Raw genomic sequence first — 24,989 nt, 5'->3', positions numbered from 1 at the left:
CTGCGGCCGGGTGCTCGCCGTGCGCCGGGCTCGCCCGCGGGGGAACGTTGTCCCCAGGATGCGCGACGCGGCCGTACGAGGAGGTGGTCGGCGTGTCCGACGGGCCGGAACCGGCACCGGCGGCCGGCACGACACCGGGCGCCCATCCCGTGCTGTCGCTCGCGCTGGTGTCGATGATGCACGAGGTGCACGCGCACTCCGGCGCGGTGTACCTGCTCAGGCCCGGTGAGCAGGTTCTGAGGATGTCGGTGCACGCGGGCATGCCGCGGGCGTTCGCGGCGCCGTGGGAGCGGGTCGGGCTGTCCGCGCCGATCCCGGTCGCGGACGCGGTGCGCGAGCGGCGGCTGGTGTGGGTGGGCGGCGAGGAGGAGATGGCCCGCTGCTATCCGCGCATCGCGGTGGTGCTGCCGTACCCGTTCGCGCTCGCCGCGCTGCCCGTGGCCACCGAGCGGCAGGTGTACGGCGCGGTGTTCGTGACCTGGCCCGGCACGCATCCGCCGGAGCTGTCCGACGGGGAGCGGGACCAGCTGTGGGCGGCCTGCGAGCGGCTGGCGCTGCGGCTGGAGCGCGCCGCCGGGGAGGGCCGGACGCTCGGCGGGGAGACCGATGTGCTGGCCGAGACGGCGTGGGCCGCGGCCGAGACGATGGGCGCGGTGGAGGCGGCGCGGATGGTGTCCCGGCTGCCGTACGGGCTGGTGTCGCTGGATCTTGACGGCCGGATCGGGTTCGTCAACGCGGCCGCCGCCGAGCTGCTCGGCCGACCGGCGGGCGAGCTGCTGGGCACCCTGCCGTGGGTGTCGGTGCCGTGGCTGAACGATCCGATGTACGAGGACCGTTACCGGGGTGCGCTGCTCAGCCAGCAGACGACGTCGTTCGTGGCGCTGCGCCCGCCGGGCGAGTGGCTGTCGTTCCGCATGTATCCGAGCACGACGGGGCTGAGCATGCGGATCAGCCGGGCCAGGGCGGTGGCGGACATGGCGCGCGAGGCGCCGCGGGCGGACAGCGCGCCGTCCCGGCTGGTGTCGATCTCGCAGGTGCTGAGTTTCGCGGGCGGGCTGACCGAGGCGGTCGGGGTGGAGGACGTGGTGCAGCTGGTCTGGGACGAGGTGGCGCCGGCGGTCGGCAGCCAGGCGCTGGTGATCCTCGGCTCGCAGGGCGGGCGGCTGCACGTGCTGGGGCATCGCGGGTACCGGGACCCGCACACCGTCGAGCGGTTCCACGGGCTGCCGCTGGCCCGGCGCACTCCGGGCACCCATGTGCTGACCAGCGGGGTCCCGGCGTTCTTCGAGTCCCGGGACCAGCTGGAGCGGCTGTATCCGGGCCGACAGGTGACCCCGGACGGCTACGCGGCCTGGGCGTATCTGCCGCTGATCGCGTCCGGGCGGCCGGTGGGCACGTGTGTGCTGGCCTACGCCGAGCCGCATGTCTTCCCGGCGGACGAGCGGGCCGTGCTGACGTCCCTGGGCGGGCTGATCGCGCAGGCGCTGGAGCGGGCCCGGCTGTACGACGCCAAGCACCGGCTCGCGCAGGGGCTGCAGCAGGCCCTGCTGCCGCGCTCGCTGGTGCCGCCGCCCGGCATCGAGGCGGCCGCCCGCTATCTGCCGGCCGCCCACGGCATGGAGATCGGCGGCGACTTCTACGACCTGGTGCCCTCACTGCCGCTGACGGCGGCGGTGATCGGGGACGTGCAGGGGCACAACGTGACCGCGGCGGCCCTGATGGGGCAGATCCGCACCGGGGTGCGGGCGTACACCACGGTCGGCCAGGCGCCGCACGAGGTGATGCGCAGCACGAACCGGCTGGTGTTCGACCTCGGCGCCGAGCTGTTCGCCAGCTGTCTGTATCTGCGGCTGGACCCGGCGCGCGGGACGGCCGTGATGGCGCGGGCGGGGCATCCGCCGCCGCTGCTGAGGCGGCCGGACGGGCGGGTGCGGGTGCTGGACCTGGCCGGCGGCCCGCTGCTGGGGATCGATCCGGCGGCGGTGTACCCGACGACCGAGGTGTCGCTCGCTCCCGGCTCGGTGCTCCTCCTGTACACCGACGGTCTGGTCGAGACGCCCGAGACCGACATCGAGGACGCGCTGGTGGGTCTCGGCGGCCTGCTGTCGGAGATCGGCGACCGGCCGCTGGAGCTGCTGGCGGACGAGGTGGTCCGGTACAGCGCGGCGGCCCGGGATCGGGTGGACGACGTGGCGGTGCTGCTGCTGCGGGCGTGCCAGGACGCCTGACGGCGTGCGGCGGTCCGGCCCTCCCGCCGGAGGGCCGGACCGTTCCCCGCCGACGGGAACCGCGGGTGAGGCCGGCGGGGAGACGGGGGTGCCGGTCGGCGCCCGGAAAGGGGTGCGGGGAACTGCGCGACCAGCCGCGACGGCGCCGCGGCCTGTATCGCCACCCCTCGGCGCCGGACGCTCAGCGCGTACTGGTCAGCGACGACCCGTCGTCCCCGGCCCCGGCGCCGGACTGGTCGCTGCCGCTGCCGGACTGGTCGCTGCCGCCGCCCGACGGGTCGCCCGCCGAGGCGGACGGGTCGGCGGAGCCGCCGGACTGGTCGCCCGCGCCCGACTGGTCGCCGCCGCCGGACTGGTCGCCCGCCGAGGCCGACGGATCGGCGGAGCCGGACTGGTCACCGGCTCCGGACTGGTCGCCGGCTCCGTTGCCGAGGGTGGCGCCGGTGGCCTGGAGGGCGGCGGTGACCGGCTGGAAGAAGGTCTCGCCGCCGCTGGTGCAGTCGCCGCTGCCGCCGGAGGTCAGGCCGACCGCGCTGCCGTCCTGGGTGAACAGCGAGCCGCCGCTGTCGCCGGGCTCGGCGCAGACGTTGGTCTGGATGAGGCCGTTGACGGTGTCGACGCCGCCGGGGTTCGTCTCGCTCTGGAAGTTGACCGTGGCGTCGAGGCCGGTGACCTGGCCGTCGTGCAGTCCGGTGGTGGAGCCCATCCGGAACACGGTCTCGCCGACCGTGGCGTCGGCGGCCTGGGTGATCTGCACGGTCTGGCCGTTGCCGGCGTTGACCTCGCTGGGCGCCTGGGTGCTCGGGTCGTTGTACTTGACGAGCGAGAAGTCGTTGCCGGGGAACTTGGCCTGGTCGACGGTGGCGATGGGCTGCCCGTTCTGGGAGTCGGACCAGTCCTTGGCGGCGACCCCGCAGTGACCGGCCGTCAGGAAGGCGGGGCTGCCGTCGGAGGCGGTGACGTTGAAGCCGAGGGAGCAGCGCACGCCGCCGCCCTGCACCTGGGCGAAGATGGCGTCGCCGCCGGAGACGAAGGTCTTGAAGGTGCCGGCGGACTTCTTCAGGGTCGCCATGCCGGAGCCGAGGCTCTGCACGGTCGACTGCAGTCTGTTCCACTTGGCGCCGGTGACGGTGGAGTCGGCGGTGACGAGGATCTTGTCGGTGCGCGGGTCCACGGCCCAGGAGGTGCCCGGGATGGTCGCCCTGGTCTTCAGCGTCGTGGCGGCGGCCTTGAGGTCGCGGGTGCTGTTCTTCACCTGGCGGACCATCGCGCCCGCGCTCTTCGCCTGCTGGATCACGTTGTCGTCGCCGCTGACCACGTTGACGACGAGCTGCTGTTTGCCGCTGTCGTAGTACGACCCGGCGAAGGCGTCACCGAGTGCCTTCTGCAACTGGGCGGCGAGGCCGGAGGCCTGAGCGGCCTTCAGGGTCTTCGCGGTGCCGCCCGCCGCCTGGCCCTTGTCCTGCGAGGCGTTGGCGTGCGGGAGCAGGAGGGCCGCCGCTCCGAGCGCCGCGACACCGCCCACCGCTATCGCGGCCTTGCGCTTGGGCATTCGCTTGTGACTCAAACTTCTCGACCTCCTGGGTACGGGGGCTGCCGCTCGCGGGCAGTTGGTCTCGGGGCGCCTGGATGGCCGTACGTACGCACCGGCCGCGCGGTGTGTTCAATTCCGTTTCCGGACGGCCGTGCCGGGCGGGCGAATCGGCCATGCCCCGCGTGGCGCGGTGGGCGGCCGGGAACACTCCCGCGTATGACGATGACCCCGGCCGAAGCCGACAAGATCCTCGCCGCGAACTTCGCTCCCTGGGTGCTCGATCTGGGGCTGTCGGTCGAGGCGGTGGGCGAGGACCGGGCCGTGCTGCGTCTGCCCTGGTCGGAGCGGCTGGCCCGGGAGGGCGGCGGTCTGTCGGGGCAGGCGCTGATGGCGGCCGCCGACACGGCGACGGTGATCGCGGTGTCGGCCGCGCGGGGCGGCTTCGTGCCGATGACGACCGTTCAGCAGTCGACGTCGTTCCAGCGGGCGGTGTCCGGTGCGGATGTCCGGATCGAAGCGGTGCTGACGAAGCTGGGCCGCCGGATGGCGTTCGCGGACATCGCCCTGAGCGACGCCGGCTCGGGGGCGCTCGCCGCCCGGGCGAGCACGGTGTACGCGATCCTGGGCTGACACGGTCCGCTACCAATCAGTAACGGTCCGTTCCGGGCGGGTAGCGGAATCTTCCCTTCAGGGAATCTGCACATCGAATACCCAAGCGGCTCACCGCCGACGGCGGATCTGCACATCCGCACGCCCCCGCGCATGCCTTTGGCGCGGAGTGCCGGATTCGCCGCCGGGCGGGCAAGGGCGTCGGCGCGACGATGCCGTGCGGCATGTGAAGGAGTCGCCGACATGGCGTGCGCAGACCTGCACGGATGGACTCCATCGCCGGTCAAGTGCCCTGGTGAGAGCCCTGGTTGATTGGAAGCCCGCCCCGCGTGCGTGCTTTGATCCATCGCACCGCGGGGGTTCACGGCGGGCTCCCGGCGACGGGGGCCCGGCGCCCGCGGTGGCGGCCGTCCGTCTGTCCCCCAGAGGGGGCCGCTCCCCCTTGTGAAGTATCCATCAGGAAGGGAAGTTCCATCATGAACTCCACCCCCCAGGTCGAGACCGTCGAGATCTCGGACGCCGAGCTGGACAACGTCTCCGGCGGTCTGTCCCTGAACACCCTGAACACCGTCACGGGCGCCGTGAACGGCGTCGCCCCGGTCTCCGGCGCCGTGAACACGGTCGTCGGCACCGTCGAGGGTGTCACCGGTCTGAACGTGCAGCCGGTCACCGACCTGGTCGCCGGTCTCTGATCGCACCTCGTCGCACCGAAGTCCCGGAGCCGTTCGCCGGCTCCGGGGCTCTCGGATGCCTGAAACACCCGCGTCTCTCCCACAGGTGAGGGAAGTTCCGTGCAGTTCCGCCAACAGGCCCTCGCCAAGCTCCAGTCACCGGAAGAGCTGGACCTCCCGGTGCGGCTGGCCCGCCCCCAGGGCTGGCTGGCCCTCGGTGTCACCGTCGTCGTGATGGCGGCGGCCTCCGTGTGGGCGGTGACCGGTTCGGTCGCCTCCACGGTGAGCGCCCCGGCCGTCCTCACCCACGGGCAGGGCAGCTATGTGCTCCAGAGCCCGGTGTCCGGGCAGGTGACGGCCGTCCTGGCCCGGCAGGGCGAGCGGCTGCCCGCGAACGCCCCGGTCCTCAAGGTCCGTACGCAGCAGGGCGACGCGGTGGTCCGCACGGTCGCCGCGGGCCGGGTCACCACGCTCGCCGCCACCATCGGGCAGATCATCCAGACCGGCACGAACGTGGCCGCCGTGGAGAAGGTCGCCCACGCCTCCGACCCGCTGTACGCGACCGTGTACGTCCCCGCCGAGAGCGCCGCCGGCATCCCGGCGCACGCCTCCGTCGACCTCACCGTGTCCTCGGTGCCGGCGCAGACGTACGGCGTGCTGCGCGGCGAGGTGAAGTCGGTGGACCGCACCGCGCAGTCCGCCCAGTCGATCTCCGCCTTCCTCGGCGACAGCCAGCTCGGCGAGCAGTTCACCCGCAAGGGCCGCCCGGTGGCCGTCCTGGTCGCCCTCGACAAGTCGTCGGCCACCAAGAGCGGTTACCGCTGGTCCACCACGGACGGGCCGCCGTTCCGGCTGGACTCCATGACCCTCGCCTCCGGTTCCATCAAGCTGGCCGACCAGCATCCCGTCGATTGGCTGCTCCCGTGACCGCCACCCAGGAACGCGGCCGCAGACGCGCCGCCCCCGCCAAGCGGCCGGTCCCCAAGCCCCGCGGCAAAACGGTCCGCACGCCGACCGTGCTCCAGATGGAGGCCGTCGAGTGCGGCGCCGCCTCCCTCGCGATGGTCCTCGCGCACTACGGCCGGCACGTTCCGCTGGAGGAGCTGCGCATCGCCTGCGGTGTCTCCCGCGACGGCTCGCGCGCCTCCAACCTGCTCAAGGCGGCGCGCAGTTACGGCCTGACCGCCAAGGGCATGCAGATGGACCTGGCCGCGCTCGCCGAGGTGGCGGCGCCGGCCGTCCTGTTCTGGGAGTTCAACCACTACGTCGTCTTCGACGGCATGGGCCGCCGCTTCGGCCGCCGGGGCGTGTACATCAACGACCCCGCCAAGGGCCGCCGGTTCGTGCCCATGGAGGAGTTCGACGGCAGCTTCACCGGTGTGGTGCTGGTGATGGAGCCGGGCGACGGCTTCACCAAGGGCGGCCGCCGGGCGGGCGTGCTCGGCGCGATGCCGGCCCGGCTGCGCGGCACCGCCGGCACCCTGCCCGCCGCCGTCCTGGCCAGCCTGCTGCTGGTCGCGGTCGGCGCCGCGGTGCCCGCGCTCGGCCGCACCTACATCGACACGTTCCTCATCGGCGGCCAGACCTCCCTGCTCGGCGTGCTGTTCGCCTCGATGGCCGCCTGCGTCCTGCTCACGCTGGTGCTGACCTGGCTGCAGCAGGCCAACCTGCTGCACGGCCGGATCATCTCCTCCACCCTCTCCAGCGCCCGCTTCCTGCGCCATCTGCTGCGGCTGCCGGTGACCTTCTTCGCCCAGCGCTCCCCCGCCGACCTGGTGCAGCGCCTGCAGTCCAACGACCAGGTCGCCGAGACCCTGGCCCGCGACCTCGCGGCGGCCGGCGTGGACGCCATCGTCGTCGTGCTGTACGCCGTGCTGCTCTACACCTACGACCCGCAGCTGACGTTCGTCGGCATCGGCGTGGCGCTGCTCAACGTGGTCGCCATGCGGCTGGTGGTCCGGCTGCGCGCGACCCGTACGGCGAAGCTGCGCGCGGACACGGCACGGCTCACCAACACCTCGTACACCGGTCTGCAGCTGATCGAGACGATGAAGGCGACCGGCGGCGAGGACGGCTACTTCCGCAAGTGGGCCGGGCAGCACGCCACCACCCTGGAGGAGCAGCAGCGGCTCGGGGTGCCCAGCGCCTGGCTCGGTGTGGTCGCGCCGACGCTCGCCACGTTCAACAGCGCGCTGATTCTGTGGATCGGCGGTCTGCGCGCGGTCGAGGGGCACATCTCGGTGGGTCTGCTGGTCGCCTTCCAGGCGCTGGTCACCCGCTTCACCGCGCCGCTGACCCGGCTCAACGGCGTCGCGGGCCGCATCCAGGACTTCGCCGCCGACGTGGCCCGGCTGAAGGACGTGGAGAACTTCCAGGCCGACCCGCTCTACGCCCGCCCGGGCGGCGCCGACTCCACCCGGCGGCTGCAGGGGCACGTCGAGCTGGAGAACATCACCTTCGGCTACAGCCCGCTGGACAAGCCGCTGCTGAGCGGCTTCGACCTGACCGTGGGGCCGGGGCAGCAGGTGGCGCTGGTCGGCGGCTCCGGCAGCGGCAAGTCCACGGTGTCCCGGCTGATCTCGGGCCTGTACACGCCGTGGGACGGGGTGATCCGCATCGACGGCCGCCGGCTGGAGGACATCCCGCGCGGCGCGCTCGCCGCCTCGGTGTCCTTCGTCGACCAGGACGTGTTCCTCTTCGAGGGCTCGGTCCGCGACAACGTGGCGCTGTGGGACCCGTCGATCCCGGACGAGGCCGTGGTGGAGGCGCTGAAGGACGCGGCCCTGTACGACGTGGTGATGCGCCGGCCCGGCGGCATCCACAGCAGGGTCGAGCAGGACGGCCACAACTTCTCCGGCGGGCAGCGGCAGCGCCTGGAGATCGCGCGGGCGCTGGTGCGCAGGCCGAGCATCCTGGTCCTGGACGAGGTGACCAGCGCGCTGGACGCGGAGACCGAGCAGGCCGTGATGGACAACCTGCGCCGGCGCGGCTGCGCCTGCGTGGTGATCGCGCACCGGCTGAGCACGGTCCGCGACAGCGACGAGATCGTGGTGCTGCAGCACGGCACGGTCGTGGAGCGCGGACGGCACGAGGAGCTGGTGGCGCGCGGCGGCGCGTACGCCGCGCTGGTCAGGGAGCGATGAGATGACGTCCGTACAGGAAGGCGATCTGGTCCTGGGCGCGCTCGGCTCGCTGGGCGCGCGCATCGACTGCGCCGGCTTCAACCGCCTCGACCTCGAGGGCCCCCAGGTGCTGTGGCTGGTCGCGGCCGGCGCCCTGGACCTGTTCGCGGTGGACGCCGCCCAGCAGGGCCACTGGCACCACCTGGGCCGGCTGGAGGCGGGCACGCTGCTGCTCGGCCCGGTCGCCGGACCCCAGCACACCCTGGTGGCCCGCCCGGTCCGGGACTGCGTGGTGCACCGCATCAACCTGCGCGAGCTGTACCAGCCGGCGAACACCCAGACGTGGTCGTACGACGAGTACGGCAACCCGCAGTACGTGCCGCCCGCGACCAGCCCGCTGGAGTACGCGGTCGCGCTCGGCGTCGGCCGCGGCCTGTCCGTGCTGTTCCAGGCGCCGATGGCGGAGGAGCGGCCCGCCACGCCCACGGACGACGACGTGTTCTGGATGCAGGTGCCGCCGGGCAGCGTCCAGTACGGCTCGCTGTACGGGGCGGAGGCCGCCGCCGACCTGCTGATGGACCCGGCGCTGTGGCAGTCCATGGTGGACCAGCAGTACCGGCTGCTGACCGCGCTGGACCGGTGGATCGAGCAGCTGGAGCGCAGCCACGAGACCCGTACGGCCGCCGGGATCAAGGCCGGTGAGGCGGTACGCGCCCAGGCCGACCAGACCCTGCTGGCCTCCATCGGCAAGCGCTCGGCCCGCCGGACCACGGCCGCCGACGCCGACGCCGGGTACGCCGCCTGCAAGCTGGTCGCCGAGGCGGCCGGGATCACGCTCGCCGAGCCCGCGCAGAGCGGTACCGAGAGCGAACGCCTCGATCCGATCGAGCGGGTGGCGCTCGCCTCCCGGGTGCGCGCCCGCGCCGTACGGCTCCAGGGGCGCTGGTGGCGGGAGAACGTGGGCCCGCTGGTCGGGCACCGGGCGCTGTCGGGGGCGCCGGTCGCGCTGCTGTGGCGGCGCGGCGGCTATGTGGCCGTCCATCCCGGAACGGGCCGCGAGACCCCGATCGAGAAGGCGAACGCGGAGGAGTTCGAGCCGCGCGCGGTGATGTTCTACCGGCCGCTGCCCGACAGGGCGCTCAGCCCGCTCGGCCTGCTGCGGTTCAGCCTGCGCGGCACCCGCGGCGATGTGCTCGCCCTGTTGCTGGCGGGCCTGGTGACGGTGGCGATCGGCGCGCTGGTGCCGGTCGCGACGGGCAAGGTGCTCGGCGAGTTCGTGCCGAGGGCGCAGACCGGCCCGATCGTGCAGGTGTGCCTGGCGGTGATGGTGAGCGGGGTGGTCGCGGCGGCGTTCACGCTGCTGGAGAACCTGTCCATCCTGCGTCTGGAGGGCCGGATCGAGGCCGCGCTCCAGCCGGCCGTGTGGGACAGGCTGCTGCGGCTGCCGACCCGGTTCTTCACCCAGCGCTCCACCGGCGAGCTGGCCAGTGCGGCGATGGGCATCAGCGCGATCCGCCGGCTGCTGGCGGGCGTGGGCCCGGTGGTCGCGCAGTCGGTGACGGTCGGTGCGATGAACCTGGGCCTGCTGTTCTGGTACAGCCCGTCGATGGCCCTGGCGGCGCTCGGCATGCTCGTCGTGATCGCGGCCGTGTTCCTGGGGCTCGGGCTGTGGCAGGTGCGCTGGCAGCGCAAGCTGACGGTGCTCGGCAACAAGCTGAACAACCAGGCGTTCCAGACCCTGCGCGGCCTGCCCAAGCTGCGGGTCGCGGCGGCCGAGAACTACGCCTACGCCGCATGGGCGCGCCAGTTCGCGCGCAGCCGGGAGCTGCAGCAGAAGGTCGGCCGGATCAAGAACCTCACCACCGTCCTCGGCGGGATCTATCTGCCGGTGTGCACGCTGTTGATGTTCATGCTGCTGGCGGGCCCGGCGAAGGGCGCGATGTCGGCGTCCGACTTTTTGACCTTCAACACGTCGGTGACGATGGTGCTGACCTCGGTCACCCAGCTGACCGGCTCCTTCGTGTCGGCGGTGGCCGCGCTGCCGCTGTTCGAGGAGATCAAGCCGGTCTTCGAGGCGACGCCCGAGGTGCGCACGTCCAGCACCCGGCCGGGCCCGCTGTCCGGCGGGATCGAGGCCCGCCGGCTGTCCTTCCGGTACGCCGACGACGGGCCGCTCGTCCTGGACGACGTGTCCTTCGCCGTCCGGCCGGGCGAGTTCGTGGCGATCGTCGGCCCGAGCGGCTGCGGCAAGTCCACGCTGCTGCGGCTGCTGATCGGCTTCGACAAGCCGGTCTCCGGCAGCGTCCTGTACGACGGCCAGGACCTGGCGGCCCTGGACCAGTCGGCGGTGCGCCGCCAGTGCGGGGTGGTCCTGCAGCACGCGCAGCCCTTCACCGGCTCCATCCTGGACGTCATCTGCGGCACCGAGCCGTACACGCCGGAGGAGGCGATGGCGGCGGCCGAGATGGCGGGGCTCGCGGAGGACATCAAGCGGATGCCGATGGGCCTGCACACGATCGTGGCCGGCAACGGCGCGATCTCCGGCGGGCAGCGGCAGCGTCTGATGATCGCCCAGGCGCTGATCCGGCGCCCGCGGATCCTGTTCTTCGACGAGGCCACCAGCGCCCTGGACAACGACACGCAGCGCATCGTCATCGACAGCACCCGCAAGCTGAACGCCACCCGCATCGTCATCGCGCACCGCCTGTCGACGGTCCTGGACGCCGACCGGGTGATCGTGATGGAGGACGGCAAGGTCGTCCAGCAGGGCACCCCGGCGGAACTGCTCGCCGACACCACGGGCCGACTGCACGAGCTGGTGCGCCGCCAGATGGCCTAGCCGCACTCCTTCTCGCCCCGTGGGTGCTCGTGGTGGCCCGGCCGCCAGTGGTGCTCGCAGAACCAGCGGCCGAACAGGGCGCCGCCGTAGATGACGAACCCGACGCCGATGAGCCAGGACTCCACGACGAGGACGGTGCCGACGGCGCCGTAGCTGAGCGCGTTGGTGACGATGAGCGGGGTGAACACCAGGTAGGAGAAGGCCCGCAGACCGGCCAGGCCGATGACGGTGGCGAGCGCGCCCGGCAGCAGGGAGCGCCAGCGGATCTGCCCGCCCAGCAGGAAGCGCTGCCCCCACCAGAAGAACAGCACGCCGGTCACCGCGGACAGCCCGATCCGCTGGCCCCCGCGCAGTGTGTTCTTGCTCGCGACCTCCTGGTAGAGGTAGGCGGTGAGCACGATCAGCCAGGTCGCCTGCCGCCACACCCGGTGCCAGGGGCCGGAGGCCAGGCCCCAGATGCGTTCGTAGGCGTTCTGCACGCTGCCGCCGAAGGACACGCCGAACACGGCCAGCAGCACACCGCCCCAGACGCTGGTGGTGCCGATGACCTTGCGCGGCGGGCTGATGACACCGGTGACCACATCGGCGGACCGCCCGGACAGGCCCATGCCGTCGGTGAGCCAGGAGGCGAAACCGCCCCGCACCAGGGGATCGGCGGCGGCGACCACGATGAGCATGGGCGCCAGCGTCACCAGGGCCAGGGTCGCGAACCCCATGGCGCGGTGCATCAGCTCCAGCTCGCGGCCGTGCTCGAACAGGGCCCCGGCCCTGAGCCACTCCCAAGCGCGGTGCAGGCCGCGCCGCCACCACCTCACGGCTCCTCCCGTGCTCGCCGCCCACACGCTCTCCTGAGCCGATTCATCCACCCCGGCCCGCTCCGGGCAACTCGCGTGCCCGCCGTGTCGGCTGATCGCGCCGGGGCGACACGGCGGCCGGGTGACCGGTTTGCGGGCGGCGCCCACCGGACAATCGGACCCCGTGCGTACTCCTGCCGAGGTGCCCTCCACGGACGCGTCCCCGCCGAGCCGGCGGCCGCTGATCCTCAGCGCGAGCATGGGCGCCGGCCATGACACCGTGGCCGCCGAACTGGCCCGCCGGGCCACGGCCCGCGGACTGAAGCCGCATGTGGCGGACATCCTGCACCTGCTGCCGTACGGCCTGGGCGGCGGGCTGCGCCGGTCCTACCAGGCCTCGGTACGGCACTTCCCGTGGGCGTACGCCGGTGTCTACGGCGCCTTCCTGCGCGGCGGCAGGGGGCCGCGCCCCAGCGGGGTCCCGCTGGCCCGGCTGGCCGCCGACGCGCTGACGGACCTGGTGGAGCGGCTGGACGCCGACGCGGTGGTGCCCGTCTTCCATCTGGCCGCGCAGCTCACCGGTCATCTGCGGGCCCGGGGCCGGCTGCTTGTGCCGAGCACCGTGTTCCTCGTCGACTTCGCGGTGCACCGGCAGTGGCTGCACCCCGGCAACGACCGGTACCTGTGCCTCACGGACGAGGCGGCGGCCGAGGTGCGCCGGGCCCTGGGCACGCCTGCGGTGACGACCGGCCCGGCGGTCGCGCCCGCCTTTCGCGCACCGGCGCCCGGCGCGGCGGCGTGGCGAAAGCGCTTCGAACAGCGGGCGCGCGGCCGGCCGGCGGTCCTGCTGTCCGCGGGCGCCTGGGGTGCGGCGCACCGTGCGGACGGCACCGCCCGGCTGCTGTGGGAGGCCGGCTACCTGCCGGTGGTGCTCTGCGGGCGCAACGCGCGGCTGCGGGCGCGGGTGTCCCGGGCGCCCGGGGTGCTCGCGCTGGACTGGGTGGACGACATGCCGGGGCTGCTGGCCGCCGCGTACGCGCTGGTGGACAACGCGGCCGGCCAGACCGCCGTACAGGCCCTGGCCGCCGGGCTGCCCGTGATCGGGTACCGGCCGCTGCCCGGCCACGGCGTGGACGGGGTCCGGCGGATGTCCGGCCTCGGCGTCTCGGAACTCGCCCCGGACGGCGCCGCTCTGCTGGCCGCGCTCGCCCGGCTCACGGAGGGCGGACCGGAACGGGCGCGGCGGGTGGCCCGGGGGCGGTCCCTGTTCCGGGCCGACCCGATGGCGTACACGACGGGGCCGTGACCCGACGGCCCGCCACCGCGTGCTCCCCGGCCGCCTGATCCGGCGCCGCGCCCTGCCGCACGGCGCCGCCCGTCCCGGGGACTCCCGTGAGCTGAGCTGTTCCACCGTCACCGGCAGACCGCTGCCCGGATACCGCGGCGAGCCCGTGCCCGGTGCCTCCGTCACACGCGCCGTCCCCTCACCGGCCGCCGGTGACAGCAGACGCCACGGCGAACCTGGCCGACCCCCGCCCAGTACCCCCGTCACATGCGCCGCATCTCCCCCACTGGCCGCCCACGGCCGCAGACGCCACGGCGAGCCCGGCCGATCCGTGCCCGGTACCTCCGTCACAAGCGCCGCCCTTCCCCCACCGGCCGCTTTCGGCCACAAACGCCGCGGCGAGCCCTGCCGACCCCCGACCGGTGCCTCCCTCACAACGCGCAGCCCCTCCACACTCGCAGCCCCTCCCCCACCGGCCACCCGCGACAGCAGACGCCACGGAGAACCCGGCCGACCCGTGCCCGGTGCGTCCGTCAGGCGCGCCGTCCTCCCCTCACTGGCCGCCCGCGGCGAACCCGGCCGGCCCCTGCCCAGTGGCTCCGTCACACGCGCCGCCCCCCACCGGCCACCCGCGACGGCAGACCCCACGACGAACCCGGCCCACCCCTGCCCAGTACCTCCATGACACGCTCTGCCCGTCCCCCACCGGCCGCCCGCGACAGCGGACGCCTCGGCGGACCCGGCCGACCCCTGCCCAGCACCTCCATCACACCCGCCACCGCTCCCCCATCCGCCGCCTACGACAGCAGACGCCGCGGCGAACACGGCCGACCCCCGACCGGTGCCTCCGTCACACGCGCCGCCGCCCCTCCCCCACCGGCCAGCCGCGACAGCAGACCCCACGACGAACCCAGCCAGCCCCTGCCCAGTGGCTCCGTCACACGCACCACCCCCTCACCGGCCGCCCGCGGCAGCGGATGCCGCCGTGGGCCCGGTCGGTTCGTGGTCGCGCAGGGGGCCCACCGTCAGGCCGGCCTCGCGGCAGCCCTCCACCAGGGCCGGCAGGGCGCCGAGGGTCGAGCGCCAGCAGCCCGGGGCCGCGACGCGGTCCGAGTCGTGCAGCAGGACGGTGCCGCCGTCGCGCAGGTCCGCGGCGACCAGGGCCCGCACGGACGCCGGGGTGGCGTCGGCCGTCCAGTCCTTGCCCCACGCCGACCACAGCACCGGCCGCAGCCCGGACCGCCGGGCCGCGAGCCAGCGTCCGGAGGTGAGGATGCCGTACGGCGGCCGGTACCACTGCGGCCGGTGGCCGGAGATGTCGTGCACCGCGCGGACGGTCCGGGCGACCTCCTCGGCGTCGCGGGCCGGGGCGGGACGCCAGGGGCGGTCGTGGGTCCAGCCGTGCACGGCGAGTTCGTGTCCGCGCCGCACGGTCTCGCGGACCAGGCCGGGATGGCGTACGACGTGCTCGCCGAGCACGAAGAAGGTCGCCCGCACGCCGAGTGCGTCCAGCGCGTCGAGGAAGCGGGGCGTCGAGGCGGGGTCGGGGCCGTCGTCGAAGGTGAGCGCGATGTGCCGGCTCCGGCCGGCACCGGAGAGCCGTGGACACAGCAGCAGCCGCACTCCCGGCAGCCAGGTGGCCGCCGGTGCGATGTGCGCGGCCGCGATCCCGGCCGGCAGCAGCAGGGCCGCCTTCCGCCAGACACGGCCGGACCTCGGAACCATCGCTGAACCGCCTTCCTGGTCGGGGATGTCGCCTCTGCGCACGGTGGTGCCCTAACGATGTACCCGGTGCGGGTCACGCGGCGGGCGGTCCCGCACGTGCGCGTCCCACTCCCCGCCCTCGGCGGAGGCGTGGGCGAGCCCCAGGCTGCCCGTCCCGATCAGCGCGATGCCGATCACCTCTGGGATCACCCGCGCCCCGAGCTGGATCACCTCGTCGAACAGCACCCAGCCGAGGATGACGCTGGTGATCGCGTCCCCCAGGGTGAGGGCGGGCTGGGAGGCCGTCAGGGAACCGGCGCTGAGCGCGCTCTGCAGCAGCAGGAAGGCGACGGCCCCGACGGCGCCGGTGGCGTACAGCGACCAGTGGCCGAACATCGCCTCCGGCCCCTGGCCGAGCCGCCCCACGGCCTCCTTGAGCAGGGCGGCGGTGGTCGCGAAGGACACGGCCGAGGCGAGGCCGAGCAGCGCGGCCCGCGCGGCGGGCCTGGCCGGACGGGCCACCGCCACCAGCAGCACCACCGCACCGATCGCCGCGGTGCCGCCGACCAGCCAGGCCTGGGGCGACGCCGTGGGCCGCCCTGCGGACGGCGACGCCGCCACGAGGAAGAAGGCCAGTCCGACGGCGAGGGCGACGAACGCCAGCCAGGTCCGCCGGTCGGGGGTGCGCCGGAAGGCGATGCTGCCCACGATCAGCGTGAACAGCAGCTCGGCGGCGAGCAGGGGCTGGACGAGGGACAGGCTGCCCGTGGCCAGTGCCGCGGCCTGCAGCAGGCTGGACAGCGCCAGCAGCCCGCTGCCGGCCAGCCAGTTCGGGCGCCGCAGCAGATGGGTGAGCCGGCGCAGGGCGGCCCGCGCCCTGCCGCACTCCTCGTCCTCCTGCACGGCGGCCCGGCGCTGGAGCACCGAGGCGGCGGCGTTGGAGAGCGCCGCGAGGAGCGCGAGCAGCACCGTGACGCCGGTCACGGCCGCTCACCCGAAGCGGGCGGCGAGCCGCCGGTACAGCCCGGGCGCGGCGCCGCGCACCAGGGCGGGGTACCGCAGCCAGCCGGGGACGTACACCTCGTCCTTGCCCTGCCGGACGGCGGCGCAGACCGCGTCCGCCACCCGCTCGGGCGGCACCGGCCGCGGCCAGCTCCTGGTGTAGGGGGCGCCGCGCCGCGCGAAGAAGGGCGTGTCGACCGCGCCGGGGATGACGAGGCTGACGCCCACGCCGGTGTGGCGCACCTCGTACCTGAGGGCGTCGGCGAAGGCGGCCAGGGCGGCCTTGGCGGCGGAGTACACGGCCTCGCCGCGCACGGCGACGGATCCGGCGACGGAGCCGATGAGCACGATGCGCCCCGTGCCGGCCGCGACCATGTGCGGCAGCAGGGCGCGCACGAGGTGGACCGTGGCCAGCAGGTCGACGCCGACGATCTCGTCGATGCGGGCGTGCGGCATGGCGGCGAAGTCGCCGGCCCAGCCCAGGCCGGCGCTCGCCACCAGCAGGTCGAGGCGTTCGGCGTGGTCGAGGACCGCGTCGGTCAGCAGCCGCTCCGCGCCCGGCCGGGTCAGGTCCGCCGGTACGGCCAGGGCGTCGATCTGGGCGGCCACCTGCTCCAGACGGGTGACGTCGCGTCCGTTCAGCACCAGCCGCCAGCCTCCCTCGGCGGCCAGTCGGCGGGCGATCACGGCGCCGATGCCCGAGGAGGCGCCCGTCACCAGGGCGGTGCCGCTCCGGCCCGTCGGGGTCCCGGCGGAGGATCCGGGCGCGGTTCCCGTCCGGGGGACGGAAGTCGCGACCGGCCCGGTGCGGTTCGACGGTCCTGCGGGGAGCGGGGCATGGGACATGGTGACGACCTCACTGCGACGTGTCTGCACGGGCTCGCGAGCTCCGGGGCCGAACCCTCGCGGTGTATCCAGGGCGCCACACACTGAAACACCGCGCACGGCGGAACCCCGCCGAACGCGCGCCGAAGGTGACCTGAAGGTGGCCCGGGTCGCCGGGTGACCGAGGGCGCAGGGCGCGTCGTACGACCGCAGACCGGGGCCCTCGCCGGGAGAAGGGCGCGCGGCACGCCGGGGCACCGATCTGGGCGCCGGCCCGGCCGGTCAGTCCAGGCCCGGGACGGGAGCGCCGGAGGGGACGCCCGCCTCGAGGTAGCCGGCGTAGAACTCCTTCCAGGGCTCGCTCATCCCGGCGTGCGCGCCCTCGAAACGCTCGCCGCGCGCCCTGGCGTCGAGGGCGGCCAGGCACACCTCCCAGCCGGCGCCGTTGCGGGCGGCGGTGTTCGCCTCGCCGAGGACGTCGGTGAACGTGAACCGGGTGCGCCGCTCGCCGACGGCTTCCAGGTCGAAGCGGAGTTCGTCGCCGCCCCAGGCGAAGGACAGGTGGCGGGGCGGGTCGACGGCGAGCACCCGGCCGGTGGACTCGGGAGCATCCGGGTCGCCGCCGAAGCGGACGGCCCCGCCGGGGCGCAGCTCCATCTCGGCGCGGAAGGGGAACCAGCGCCGCAGTTCGCCGGAGTCGGTGACGAAGTGCCAGACGCGGTCCGCCGGGTGGTCGTAGGTGCGGCTGAACCGGACGGCGGGGCGGCCGTCGTCGAGGATCAGATAGGTGCCGGTGAGGTCGACGGGCATGGTGCCTCAGTCCTTCGGTGGTGGGGGCGCCGGGTGTCGTCCGACGTCGCGGAGGTCGGACACGGTCCCATATTCCACCTGAATAAAGAAACGTTGCCGTTTCGCTGATCCTCGCGTAGGGTCTAGCTGTACGAAACAGTTTCGTTTACGGGCTGTTTCGCCCTGCCATCCCGAACGACTTCCCTGGAGTGGTTCCGCATGCCCCAGAAGACCCTGTCCGACAGCTCCCGAGCGGGGGCCGCGGCCGTAGAACACGGAGCCGGAGCGGCCTCGCCGAAGCGGTGGTGGATCCTCGCGGTCATCGCGATCGCCCAGCTGATGGTCGTCCTCGACGCCACGATCGTGAACATCGCCCTGCCGTCCGCCCAGCACGACCTCGGGTTCTCCGACGGCAACCGGCAGTGGGTCGTGACCGCGTACGCCCTCGCCTTCGCGTCCCTGCTGCTGCTCGGCGGCCGGATCGCCGACCTGTTCGGGCGCAAGCCCGCATTCCTCGCCGGCGTCGTCGGCTTCGCCGCCGCCTCCGCGCTCGGCGGCGCCGCGAACGGCTTCGTCATGCTGGTCGTCGCCCGCGCCCTGCAGGGCGCCTTCGGCGCGCTGCTCGCGCCCGCCGCGCTGTCGCTGCTGAACACCACGTTCACCGACGCCCGGGAGCGGGCCCGCGCCTTCAGCGTGTACGGCGCGATCGCCGGCGCCGGCGGTGCCGTGGGGCTGCTGCTCGGCGGTGTGCTGACCGACGCGCTCGACTGGCGCTGGACGCTGTACGTGAACGTGGCCATCGCGGTCGTCGCCTTCGCGGGCGGCTGGCTCCTGCTGGGCAACCACCGGGACGCGGAGCACGCCAGGCTGGACGTGCCGGGCACGGTGCTCGTCGCCGCCGGACTGTTCTCCCTGGTCTACGGCTTCTCCAACGCCGAGACCCACGACTGGGGCTCGCCGCTGACCTGGGGCTTCCTGATCGCGGGCGGCGTGCTGCTGGCGGCCTTCGCCTGGTGGCAGACCCGGGCCGCGCACCCGCTGCTGCCGCTGCGCATCCTGCTCGACCGCGACCGCGCCGCCTCCTTCCTCGCGGTGCTGATCACCGGCGCCGGCATGTTCGGCGTGTTTCTCTTCCTGACCTACTACCTCCAGCTCAACCTCGGCTTCAGCCCCACGAAGACCGGCGTGGCCTTCCTGCCGATGGTGGGCGCGCTGATGGTGACCGCCCAGGTCGGCACCACGGTCCTGGTGCCCCGCCTCGGCCCGAAGACGGTCATCCCGCTGGGCTTCGCCGTCGCGATGGCCGGCATGGCCTGGCTGACCGGCATCGGCGTGGGCTCCCACTACGCGAGCGCGGTGCTGCCCCAGCTGATCGTGACCGGGGTCGGCCTCGGCCTGGTCATGCCGCCGGCCATGCAGCTGGCCACCGGCGGGGTGGCCGCCGAGGACGCGGGCGTGGCCTCGGCCACCGTCAACGCCATGCAGCAGGTGGGCGGCTCGATCGGTACGGCCCTGCTGAACACCCTCGCGGCGAGCGCGGCCACGGACTACCTGTCCGGCCGGGACGCCACCAGCAAGCTGGTGCAGGCACAGGCGACCATCGAGAGCTACACGACCGCCTTCTGGTGGTCGGCCGGCTTCTTCGCCGCCGGCGCGGTGCTCGCCTTCCTGCTCTACCGGCGCGGGGTGCCCCGGCAGGACGCGGGAGCCGCACCCGTCGTCCACATGTGACGACCGCCGGGTGACCGCCGGACACCACCGAGCCCGAGGGGCCGCCGTCAGCAGGGAGACGGCGGCCCCTCGGCCTGTCATGGTGGGGGTGCGCACGAAGGTGCGCCCGGCCGGTGCGGTTCGTCCACGCCGTCGGAGCCTACGGCGCTGACCTGGGCGTTCGTGCGCTGGCACGAGGAGGCGGGGCTGGTACGGCGTACGCGCGCTGCCGGTGGGCGGTGTGCCGGGCCGGTGCCCGCGGCGCACTCCCTGGCAGAGCGGTTGAGACGCCGGCCGGCGGGTAACTCAGATGATCAGATGACCGGCGGTGGGAGGACAGGCCATGCCCGGTGAGGAAAACGACGAGAAGGTCCGCAAGGAGCAGTTCGACACCGCCCTGGAGGAAGTCCTCCGGGAGGTCGAGGAGGCCGAGCAACGCGACGAGGACGACACCGGCGGCAAGGCCGGGGACGCCATCACGCCCAACACCGACGCTCAGGAGCAGGCGAGCGAGGACTGAGGGGACGGCCGGGGAATCAGCCGTGCCTGCCGCACGCAGCGGCGACCGCGCTGTCCCCGGGCCGCCCCCATGGCCCCTGAAGCCCACCTGTGCCTCACCGGGGCCGCGCGGGTACCCGGGTCCCATGAACAGCCACGCACGCGGCCCCCGGCTGCCCACGCCCCGAGGCCCCCTGTCCGCCGCCGTCACCGCGTATCTGCGCGGGACCGGCCCCCTCCCCCGCCCCGCCGAGGCCGAGGCCGCGGACCCCTACGGCGACGATCCGCAGCTCGCTCTGTACCTCTGCTACGAACTGCACTACCGCGGCTTCGCCGGCGTGGACCCGGAGCTGGAGTGGGACCCGGAGCTGCTGCGGGTCCGGGCCGCGCTGGAGCGCCGTTTCCTGTCCGCGCTGCGGAGCGACACACCGGGGCACGACAGCCTGGACGACGCGCTCGGCGCGCTGCTGGTCGAACCGGTCGACGGCAGCGGAGTCACCCATTTCCTGTGCGCCGAGGGCGAGTTGTGGCAGCTGCGCGAGTACGCCGCGCAGCGCTCCCTGTACCACCTGAAGGAGGCCGACCCGCACGCCTGGGTGCTGCCCCGGCTGTGGGGCCGGGCGAAGGCGGCGATGGCGGCGGTGGAGTACGACGAGTTCGGCGGCGGCCGGGCCGACCGGGTGCACGCGCGCCTGTTCGCCGCGCTGATGGCGGACCTGGGCCTGGACACCGCCTACGGCCGCTACCTGGACGCGGCTCCCGCCGAGATGCTGGCCGTCGTCAACCTCATGTCCCTGTTCGGCCTGCACCGCGAACTGCGCGGCGCCCTGGTCGGCCACTTCGCGGAGGTGGAGATCACCTCCTCACCGGGTTCCCGCCGGCTCGCCGAGGCCATGCGCCGCACCGGCGCCGGGCCCGCCGCGGAGTTCTTCTACGACGAGCATGTCGAGGCGGACGCGGTCCACGAGCAGGTCGTACGCCACGAGGTGATCGGCGGGCTGCTCGCCGAGGAACCGGAACTGGCGGCGGACGTGGCGTTCGGCATCGACGCGACCGAGTACCTGGAGGACCGGCTGGCGCGGCGGCTGCTCGCCGGCTGGCGCGCCGGGCGCTCGTCCCTGCGCACCCCGCTCGCGGCGGACACCTCCCATACATCCTGAATGCCGGGGTACTCGCGCCGCGTGATCGCTTTGATCCTTCCGGGCGTGTACGCCCCACAGGAGGACACCGAACTGCTGACCGAGTCCCTCCGCGCGGAGGCCCCGGCGCCCGGCAGCCAGGTCCTCGACGTCGGCACCGGCAGCGGGGCGCTGGCGCTGGAGGCCGCGCGGCACGGCGCCGAGGTGACCGCGGTGGACGTGTCCCGGCGCGCGGTGTGGACGGTGCGGGCGAACGCCTGGCTGTCCCGGCTGCCGGTGCGCATCCGGCGCGGCAACCTCTTCGGGCCGGTCCGGGGCCGCACCTTCGACCTCATCCTCGCCAACCCGCCGTACGTACCCGCACCCGACGCCCGGCACGGGCCGCGCGGCCGGTCCCGGGCCTGGGACGCGGGCCGGGACGGGAGGCTGCTGCTGGACCGGATCTGCCGGGACGCGCCCGCGCTGCTGCGCCCGGGAGGCGTGCTGCTGATCGTGCACTCCGCGCTCAGCGATCCCGACCGCACGCTGCGGCTGCTGCGTGCCGCGGGCCTGAAGGCCTCGGTGGTCCGGCGCCGCCGGATCCCCTTCGGTCCGGTGCTGCGCTCGCGGGAGGACTGGCTGCGTCGGCGCGGCCTGCTGGAACCGGCCGCGCGCATGGAGGAGTTGGTGGTCGTCCGTGCCGAACGAACGTACTGAAGAGGCCCGCCGGATCAGCCTCCGGCGGCAGGGGCCCCTGCTGGTCGAGGGGCCGGTGGAGGTCGAGTTGGAGGACGGCACCACGGTGTCCTCGGACCGTTTCCGGGTCGCGCTGTGCACCTGTGGGCGCAGTCGCCGCTATCCGTGGTGCGACACCAGTCACCGGCGCAGAACCAGGAACGGCGGTTGAAAACCATTTGTTTCACGAATCGGTTGTTTCACCAACCGGTTGTTTCACGCCGCTCCCCGGGACAGGCCCCCCACGGGCCCGCCCGGGGAGCGGCTGTGTGCCCGGAGGCCGGCGGGCGGCCCCACTCCGCCCGTCGGCTCCGGTGCGAGATCGCAGGTTCCCCGCTCCAGGGGCCGCACTCCCCGGTTGCGGACCTGTTCCGGCGTGTGCGAGGTCCGTGCGATCCCGGTCCTGGAAGACTCCCTAGAAGTTGAAGACGCCGCCGCCCACGGAGTCGCGCACGCACGCGTTGCCGAAGGTGCGCTCGTACGAGACGCGTTTGCCCTGCCAGACGCCCTGGACGGTGACGACGACCGGGTCGTACAGCTTGTTGCACCACACGTCGCCGGCCGGCTTCAGGGCGTTCAGGTCGCCGCCGGCGCCGCTCAGTTCGGCGCAGGCCTGGGCCGCGGCCGGGTGGGTGCCGGAGGGCGTGGGGGCGCAGTTCAGGGTGACGGCGCGCTCCGGGGTGGCCGTGGCCGCGTCGCTGCCGTGGCCGGTGGTGAGGACCAGCGCCGAGGGGGCGTAGAGCGACGACGGGGCGGCGCCCGGTGCAGCGACGGCGGCCCCGGTCAGGGGTCCGCAAACGGCGGCGGCCGTGAGGCCGAGGGCCGCTGCCCAGCGCGCGGTGTTCCGCATTGTGTGCATCCTTCCGCTCGGATCGATGAGTGCCGGCTCCGGCCCGGTGGGCGCCGGAGCGGCGAGCGCCACTCTGCCGAGTCCGCCGCCGAAACACACATCGAACCCATAGGTTTCAGTAACATTGCGTGTTGAAGCAGTGGCGTGAAGTCACGGAAATCGAACGCGTCGGCCCCGGAACTGAGCGGGTCTTGATCGCGGAAAGCGGTCACATGGCCGAAAATCACCGGCCCGTTAATCGGCCTGAAACATTCCGGGTTCCCTTCCACTGAAACCTTTCACGATGCCTCCACGACTCCTGGCGTTCATGAAGACGCGACCCGGACCGCACGTGTCACCGGAACGGCTCCGGGGATGGGGGCACGGGGCCCGGGGCTGAGCCGCGCCTACCGGCGGGTATGGTCGGCGCGGCGCAGGCCCGACGAGGAGAGGCGGGACGTACGGATGGCGAAGCACTGGGCCGATTTCCAGTACGAGATCTATCTGAACGGGATGACGGGTGCCGTGCCGCGGCTGCCCACCGATCTGACCCGGCTGGAGGAGCTGGCCGAACACCGGCTCGGTCCGGGCCCGGTGGGCTATGTGGCGGGAAGCGCGGGCGACGGCAGCACGGCCCGCGCCAACCGGGCCGCGCTCGCCCGCCGCCGGATCGTGCCGCGCATGCTGCGTGACGTGTCCGAGCGCGATCTGTCGGTCGAGGTGCTCGGCAGGGCGCTGCCGGCGCCGCTGGCCCTGGCGCCGGTCGGCGTGCTGTCGATCATGCATCCGGACGCCGAGTCCGCCGCCGCCCGGGCCGCCGCGGCGCAGGGTGTGCCGTACATCCTGTCGTCGGCGTCGAGCACGCCGATGGAGCAGGTGGCGGAGGCGATGGGCGACGCCGAGCGGTGGTTCCAGCTGTACTGGGGCAAGGACCGTGAGGTGACGCGGAGTTTCCTGGGCCGGGCGAAGGCCGCCGGGTTCTCGGTGCTCGTGGTCACCCTGGACACCCCGCTGCTGGCGTGGCGGCCGCGTGACCTGGACCAGGCGTACCTGCCGTTCCTGCACGGGGTGGGCACCGCCAACTACTTCACCGACCCGGCGTTCCGGGCGGGTCTGGCCAAGCCGGTCCACGAGGATCCCAACGCGGCGGTGCTGCACTTCCTCGGCCTGTTCGGCGATCCCGGGCACACCTGGCCGGACCTGGCGTTCCTGCGCGAGCACTGGGACGGCCCGATCGTGCTCAAGGGCGTCCTGCACCCGGACGACGCCCGGCTCGCCGCCGACGCCGGGGTGGACGGCGTGGTCGTCTCCAACCACGGCGGCCGGCAGGTGGCGGGCTCGATCGCCGCGGCCGATGCCCTGCCCCGGGTCGCCGACGCCGTAGGCGACCGGCTGACGGTGCTGTTCGACAGCGGGGTGCGCACCGGCGACGACGTGTTCAAGGCCCTGGCCCTCGGCGCACAGGCAGTCCTCCTCGGCCGCCCGTACGTCTACGGCCTCGCACTGGACGGCCAGGCCGGCGTGGAGCACGTCGTCCGCTGCGTACTGGCGGAGCTGGACCTGACCCTGGCCCTGTCCGGCCACACGGGCCCGGGAACGCTGTCGCGGGCGGACCTGACGGAGAACCCGAACTGACCACGCCGGGCGGCCACTTGGCCGACTGCCGCGGGGGCTCCACCGAGTGCCGCTGAGCGCTCCGCCGGGTGCCGCCGGGCGCTCCGCCGGGTGCCGCCGGGTGCCGTCGGGCGCTCCGCCAGGTGCCCGTTGGGTGCTCGGTGCGGGCGGGTGCTGTAGGGGGTGCGGCTGGGCGCCGCGCAGTGCGGCGCAGCGCTCCATCCGGCGGCCGGACGCAGTGCCGCCAGGGCGCTCGGGCGGATGCCGCCGGGCGCTCCACGCGACGCCACCGAGCAGTTCGCCGACTGGCACCGGGTGCTCCGCGCGGTGCGGGCGGTGCTCTACGGGCGCGGCTGAGCACTCCACGCGGTGCCCCCGAGCACTCCGCCGGATGCCACCGGGCGCTCCGCGCGGTGCGGGCGGGCGCTGTACGGGCGCAGCTGGGCGCTCCGCACAGCGCGGCCCAACGCTCCATCCGTTGGCCGGACGCAGTGCGGCCAGGGCGCTCGGGCAGATGCCGCCGGGCGCTCCACGCGACGCCACCGAGCACTCCGCCGCATGCCACCAGGCGCTCCGCACAGCGCGGGAGGTGCTGTGCGGGCGCCGCTGGGCGCTTCGCACAGTACGGCCCAGTGCTCCATCCGGCGGCCGGACACAGTGCCCCCAGGCGCTCGGGCAGATGCCGCCGGGCGCTCCACGCGACGCCACCGAGCACTCCGCCGGATCCCACCGGGCGCTCCGCACAGCGCGGGCGGTGCTGTACGGGCGCCGCTGGGCGCTTCGCACAGTACGGCCCAGTGCTCCATCCGGCGGCCGGACGCGGCACCGCCAGGGCGCTCAGGCAAATGCCGCCAGGCGCTCCACGCGACGCCACCGAGCACTCCGCCGGATGCGACCAGGCGCTCCGCACAGCGCGGCCCAGAGTTCCATCCGGCGGCCGGACGCGGCACCGCCAGGGCGCTCAGGCAAATGCCGCCAGGCGCTCCAGGCGACGCCACCGAGCACTCCGCCGGATGCGACCAGGCGCTCCGCACAGCGCGGCCCAGAGTTCCATCCGGCGGCCGGACGCGGCACCGCCAGGGC

Annotated in this window: 20 protein-coding genes; 13 read left to right on the top strand and 7 right to left on the bottom strand. The window is 74.0% G+C overall.

Annotated elements, in window-relative coordinates:
• The first annotated feature begins 92 nt into the window (after nt 1-92).
• Nucleotides 93-2,228 (top strand): SpoIIE family protein phosphatase, encoded by a 2,136-nt coding sequence (locus tag AB0950_RS27420; RefSeq protein WP_366779613.1) that lies wholly within the window; start codon nt 93-95, stop codon nt 2,226-2,228.
• 181 nt (nt 2,229-2,409) lie between these two features.
• Here AB0950_RS27420 and AB0950_RS27415 read toward each other — a convergent pair whose 3' ends face one another.
• On the bottom strand, nt 2,410-3,780 hold the full coding sequence (locus AB0950_RS27415) for a S1 family peptidase (protein ID WP_360149768.1): 1,371 nt from the start codon (nt 3,778-3,780) through the stop codon (nt 2,410-2,412).
• A gap of 198 nt (nt 3,781-3,978) precedes the next feature.
• Between AB0950_RS27415 and AB0950_RS27410 the strand changes: the two genes are divergently transcribed.
• The 5 genes from AB0950_RS27410 to AB0950_RS27390 all read left to right on the top strand — a co-directional run bounded on the left by AB0950_RS27410 (nt 3,979) and on the right by AB0950_RS27390 (nt 11,003).
• Nucleotides 3,979-4,392, top strand: a complete 414-nt coding sequence (locus tag AB0950_RS27410; protein ID WP_360148667.1) for a PaaI family thioesterase — start codon at nt 3,979-3,981, stop codon at nt 4,390-4,392.
• 455 nt (nt 4,393-4,847) lie between these two features.
• Nucleotides 4,848-5,063 (top strand): type A2 lantipeptide, encoded by a 216-nt coding sequence (locus AB0950_RS27405; RefSeq protein WP_360148670.1) that lies wholly within the window; start codon nt 4,848-4,850, stop codon nt 5,061-5,063.
• A 99-nt stretch (nt 5,064-5,162) separates the two neighbouring features.
• Nucleotides 5,163-5,969 carry an HlyD family efflux transporter periplasmic adaptor subunit gene (locus AB0950_RS27400; protein ID WP_360148673.1) on the top strand — a complete coding sequence of 269 codons (807 nt, stop codon included), beginning with the start codon at nt 5,163-5,165 and terminating at the stop codon, nt 5,967-5,969.
• A complete protein-coding gene (locus AB0950_RS27395; RefSeq protein WP_360574531.1) occupies nt 5,966-8,185 on the top strand; it encodes an NHLP family bacteriocin export ABC transporter peptidase/permease/ATPase subunit in 2,220 nt (739 codons plus the stop codon). The genes AB0950_RS27400 and AB0950_RS27395 overlap by 4 nt, the downstream gene beginning before the upstream one ends.
• A 1-nt stretch (nt 8,186) precedes the next feature.
• Entirely contained in the window at nt 8,187-11,003 is a 2,817-nt protein-coding gene (locus AB0950_RS27390) for an NHLP bacteriocin export ABC transporter permease/ATPase subunit (RefSeq protein WP_360148679.1), read from the top strand.
• On the opposite strand, the gene AB0950_RS27385 is transcribed toward AB0950_RS27390, so the two are convergent.
• The gene (locus AB0950_RS27385) at nt 11,000-11,818 is read right to left on the bottom strand and encodes a ribonuclease BN (RefSeq protein ID WP_360148683.1); all 819 of its coding nucleotides are present in this window, start codon (nt 11,816-11,818) and stop codon (nt 11,000-11,002) included. The genes AB0950_RS27390 and AB0950_RS27385 overlap by 4 nt on opposite strands.
• Before the next feature lie 238 nt (nt 11,819-12,056).
• On the opposite strand from AB0950_RS27385, the gene AB0950_RS27380 reads away from it, so the two are divergent.
• Nucleotides 12,057-13,103 (top strand): galactosyldiacylglycerol synthase, encoded by a 1,047-nt coding sequence (locus AB0950_RS27380; RefSeq protein ID WP_366779631.1) that lies wholly within the window; start codon nt 12,057-12,059, stop codon nt 13,101-13,103.
• Nucleotides 13,104-14,036: 933 nt separating this feature from the next.
• Here the strand turns inward: AB0950_RS27380 and AB0950_RS27375 are convergent.
• The 4 genes from AB0950_RS27375 to AB0950_RS27360 form a co-directional block, all read right to left on the bottom strand.
• Nucleotides 14,037-14,807, bottom strand: coding sequence for a polysaccharide deacetylase family protein (locus AB0950_RS27375; RefSeq protein WP_360148686.1), 771 nt, complete (start codon nt 14,805-14,807; stop codon nt 14,037-14,039).
• Between the two features lie 51 nt (nt 14,808-14,858).
• On the bottom strand, nt 14,859-15,770 hold the full coding sequence (locus AB0950_RS27370; RefSeq protein WP_360148689.1) for a DMT family transporter: 912 nt from the start codon (nt 15,768-15,770) through the stop codon (nt 14,859-14,861).
• Between the two features lie 6 nt (nt 15,771-15,776).
• The gene (locus tag AB0950_RS27365) at nt 15,777-16,634 is read right to left on the bottom strand and encodes an SDR family NAD(P)-dependent oxidoreductase (RefSeq protein WP_360148693.1); all 858 of its coding nucleotides are present in this window, start codon (nt 16,632-16,634) and stop codon (nt 15,777-15,779) included.
• A 261-nt stretch (nt 16,635-16,895) separates the two neighbouring features.
• Nucleotides 16,896-17,423 (bottom strand): SRPBCC family protein, encoded by a 528-nt coding sequence (locus tag AB0950_RS27360; RefSeq protein ID WP_360574525.1) that lies wholly within the window; start codon nt 17,421-17,423, stop codon nt 16,896-16,898.
• Nucleotides 17,424-17,621: 198 nt separating this feature from the next.
• On the opposite strand from AB0950_RS27360, the gene AB0950_RS27355 reads away from it, so the two are divergent.
• From AB0950_RS27355 to AB0950_RS27335, 5 genes are all read left to right on the top strand, one after another.
• The gene (locus tag AB0950_RS27355; protein WP_360574523.1) at nt 17,622-19,133 is read left to right on the top strand and encodes an MFS transporter; all 1,512 of its coding nucleotides are present in this window, start codon (nt 17,622-17,624) and stop codon (nt 19,131-19,133) included.
• Between the two features lie 322 nt (nt 19,134-19,455).
• Nucleotides 19,456-19,632 (top strand): hypothetical protein, encoded by a 177-nt coding sequence (locus tag AB0950_RS27350; protein ID WP_360148702.1) that lies wholly within the window; start codon nt 19,456-19,458, stop codon nt 19,630-19,632.
• Nucleotides 19,633-19,756: 124 nt separating this feature from the next.
• Nucleotides 19,757-20,770, top strand: coding sequence for an iron-containing redox enzyme family protein (locus AB0950_RS27345; protein ID WP_360574521.1), 1,014 nt, complete (start codon nt 19,757-19,759; stop codon nt 20,768-20,770).
• Nucleotides 20,771-21,445, top strand: coding sequence for a HemK2/MTQ2 family protein methyltransferase (locus tag AB0950_RS27340; protein WP_360148708.1), 675 nt, complete (start codon nt 20,771-20,773; stop codon nt 21,443-21,445).
• Entirely contained in the window at nt 21,426-21,635 is a 210-nt protein-coding gene (locus AB0950_RS27335; RefSeq protein WP_360148711.1) for a CDGSH iron-sulfur domain-containing protein, read from the top strand. Before AB0950_RS27340 ends, AB0950_RS27335 begins: the two co-directional genes overlap by 20 nt.
• A 243-nt stretch (nt 21,636-21,878) precedes the next feature.
• On the opposite strand, the gene AB0950_RS27330 is transcribed toward AB0950_RS27335, so the two are convergent.
• The gene (locus AB0950_RS27330) at nt 21,879-22,313 is read right to left on the bottom strand and encodes a subtilase-type protease inhibitor (protein WP_360148714.1); all 435 of its coding nucleotides are present in this window, start codon (nt 22,311-22,313) and stop codon (nt 21,879-21,881) included.
• Between the two features lie 444 nt (nt 22,314-22,757).
• Here AB0950_RS27330 and AB0950_RS27325 point away from each other — a divergent pair, with 444 nt between their 5' ends.
• Complete coding sequence (locus tag AB0950_RS27325; protein WP_366779612.1) at nt 22,758-23,927, top strand: lactate 2-monooxygenase; 1,170 nt, start codon at nt 22,758-22,760, stop codon at nt 23,925-23,927.
• The last annotated feature ends 1,062 nt before the right edge of the window (nt 23,928-24,989 follow it).

Source organism: Streptomyces sp. NPDC007189 (assembly GCF_040703635.1).
GTDB lineage: Bacteria > Actinomycetota > Actinomycetes > Streptomycetales > Streptomycetaceae > Streptomyces.
The sequence above is the reverse complement of the archived record's forward strand: the minus strand, read 5'-3'. Positions and strand labels throughout refer to the sequence as shown.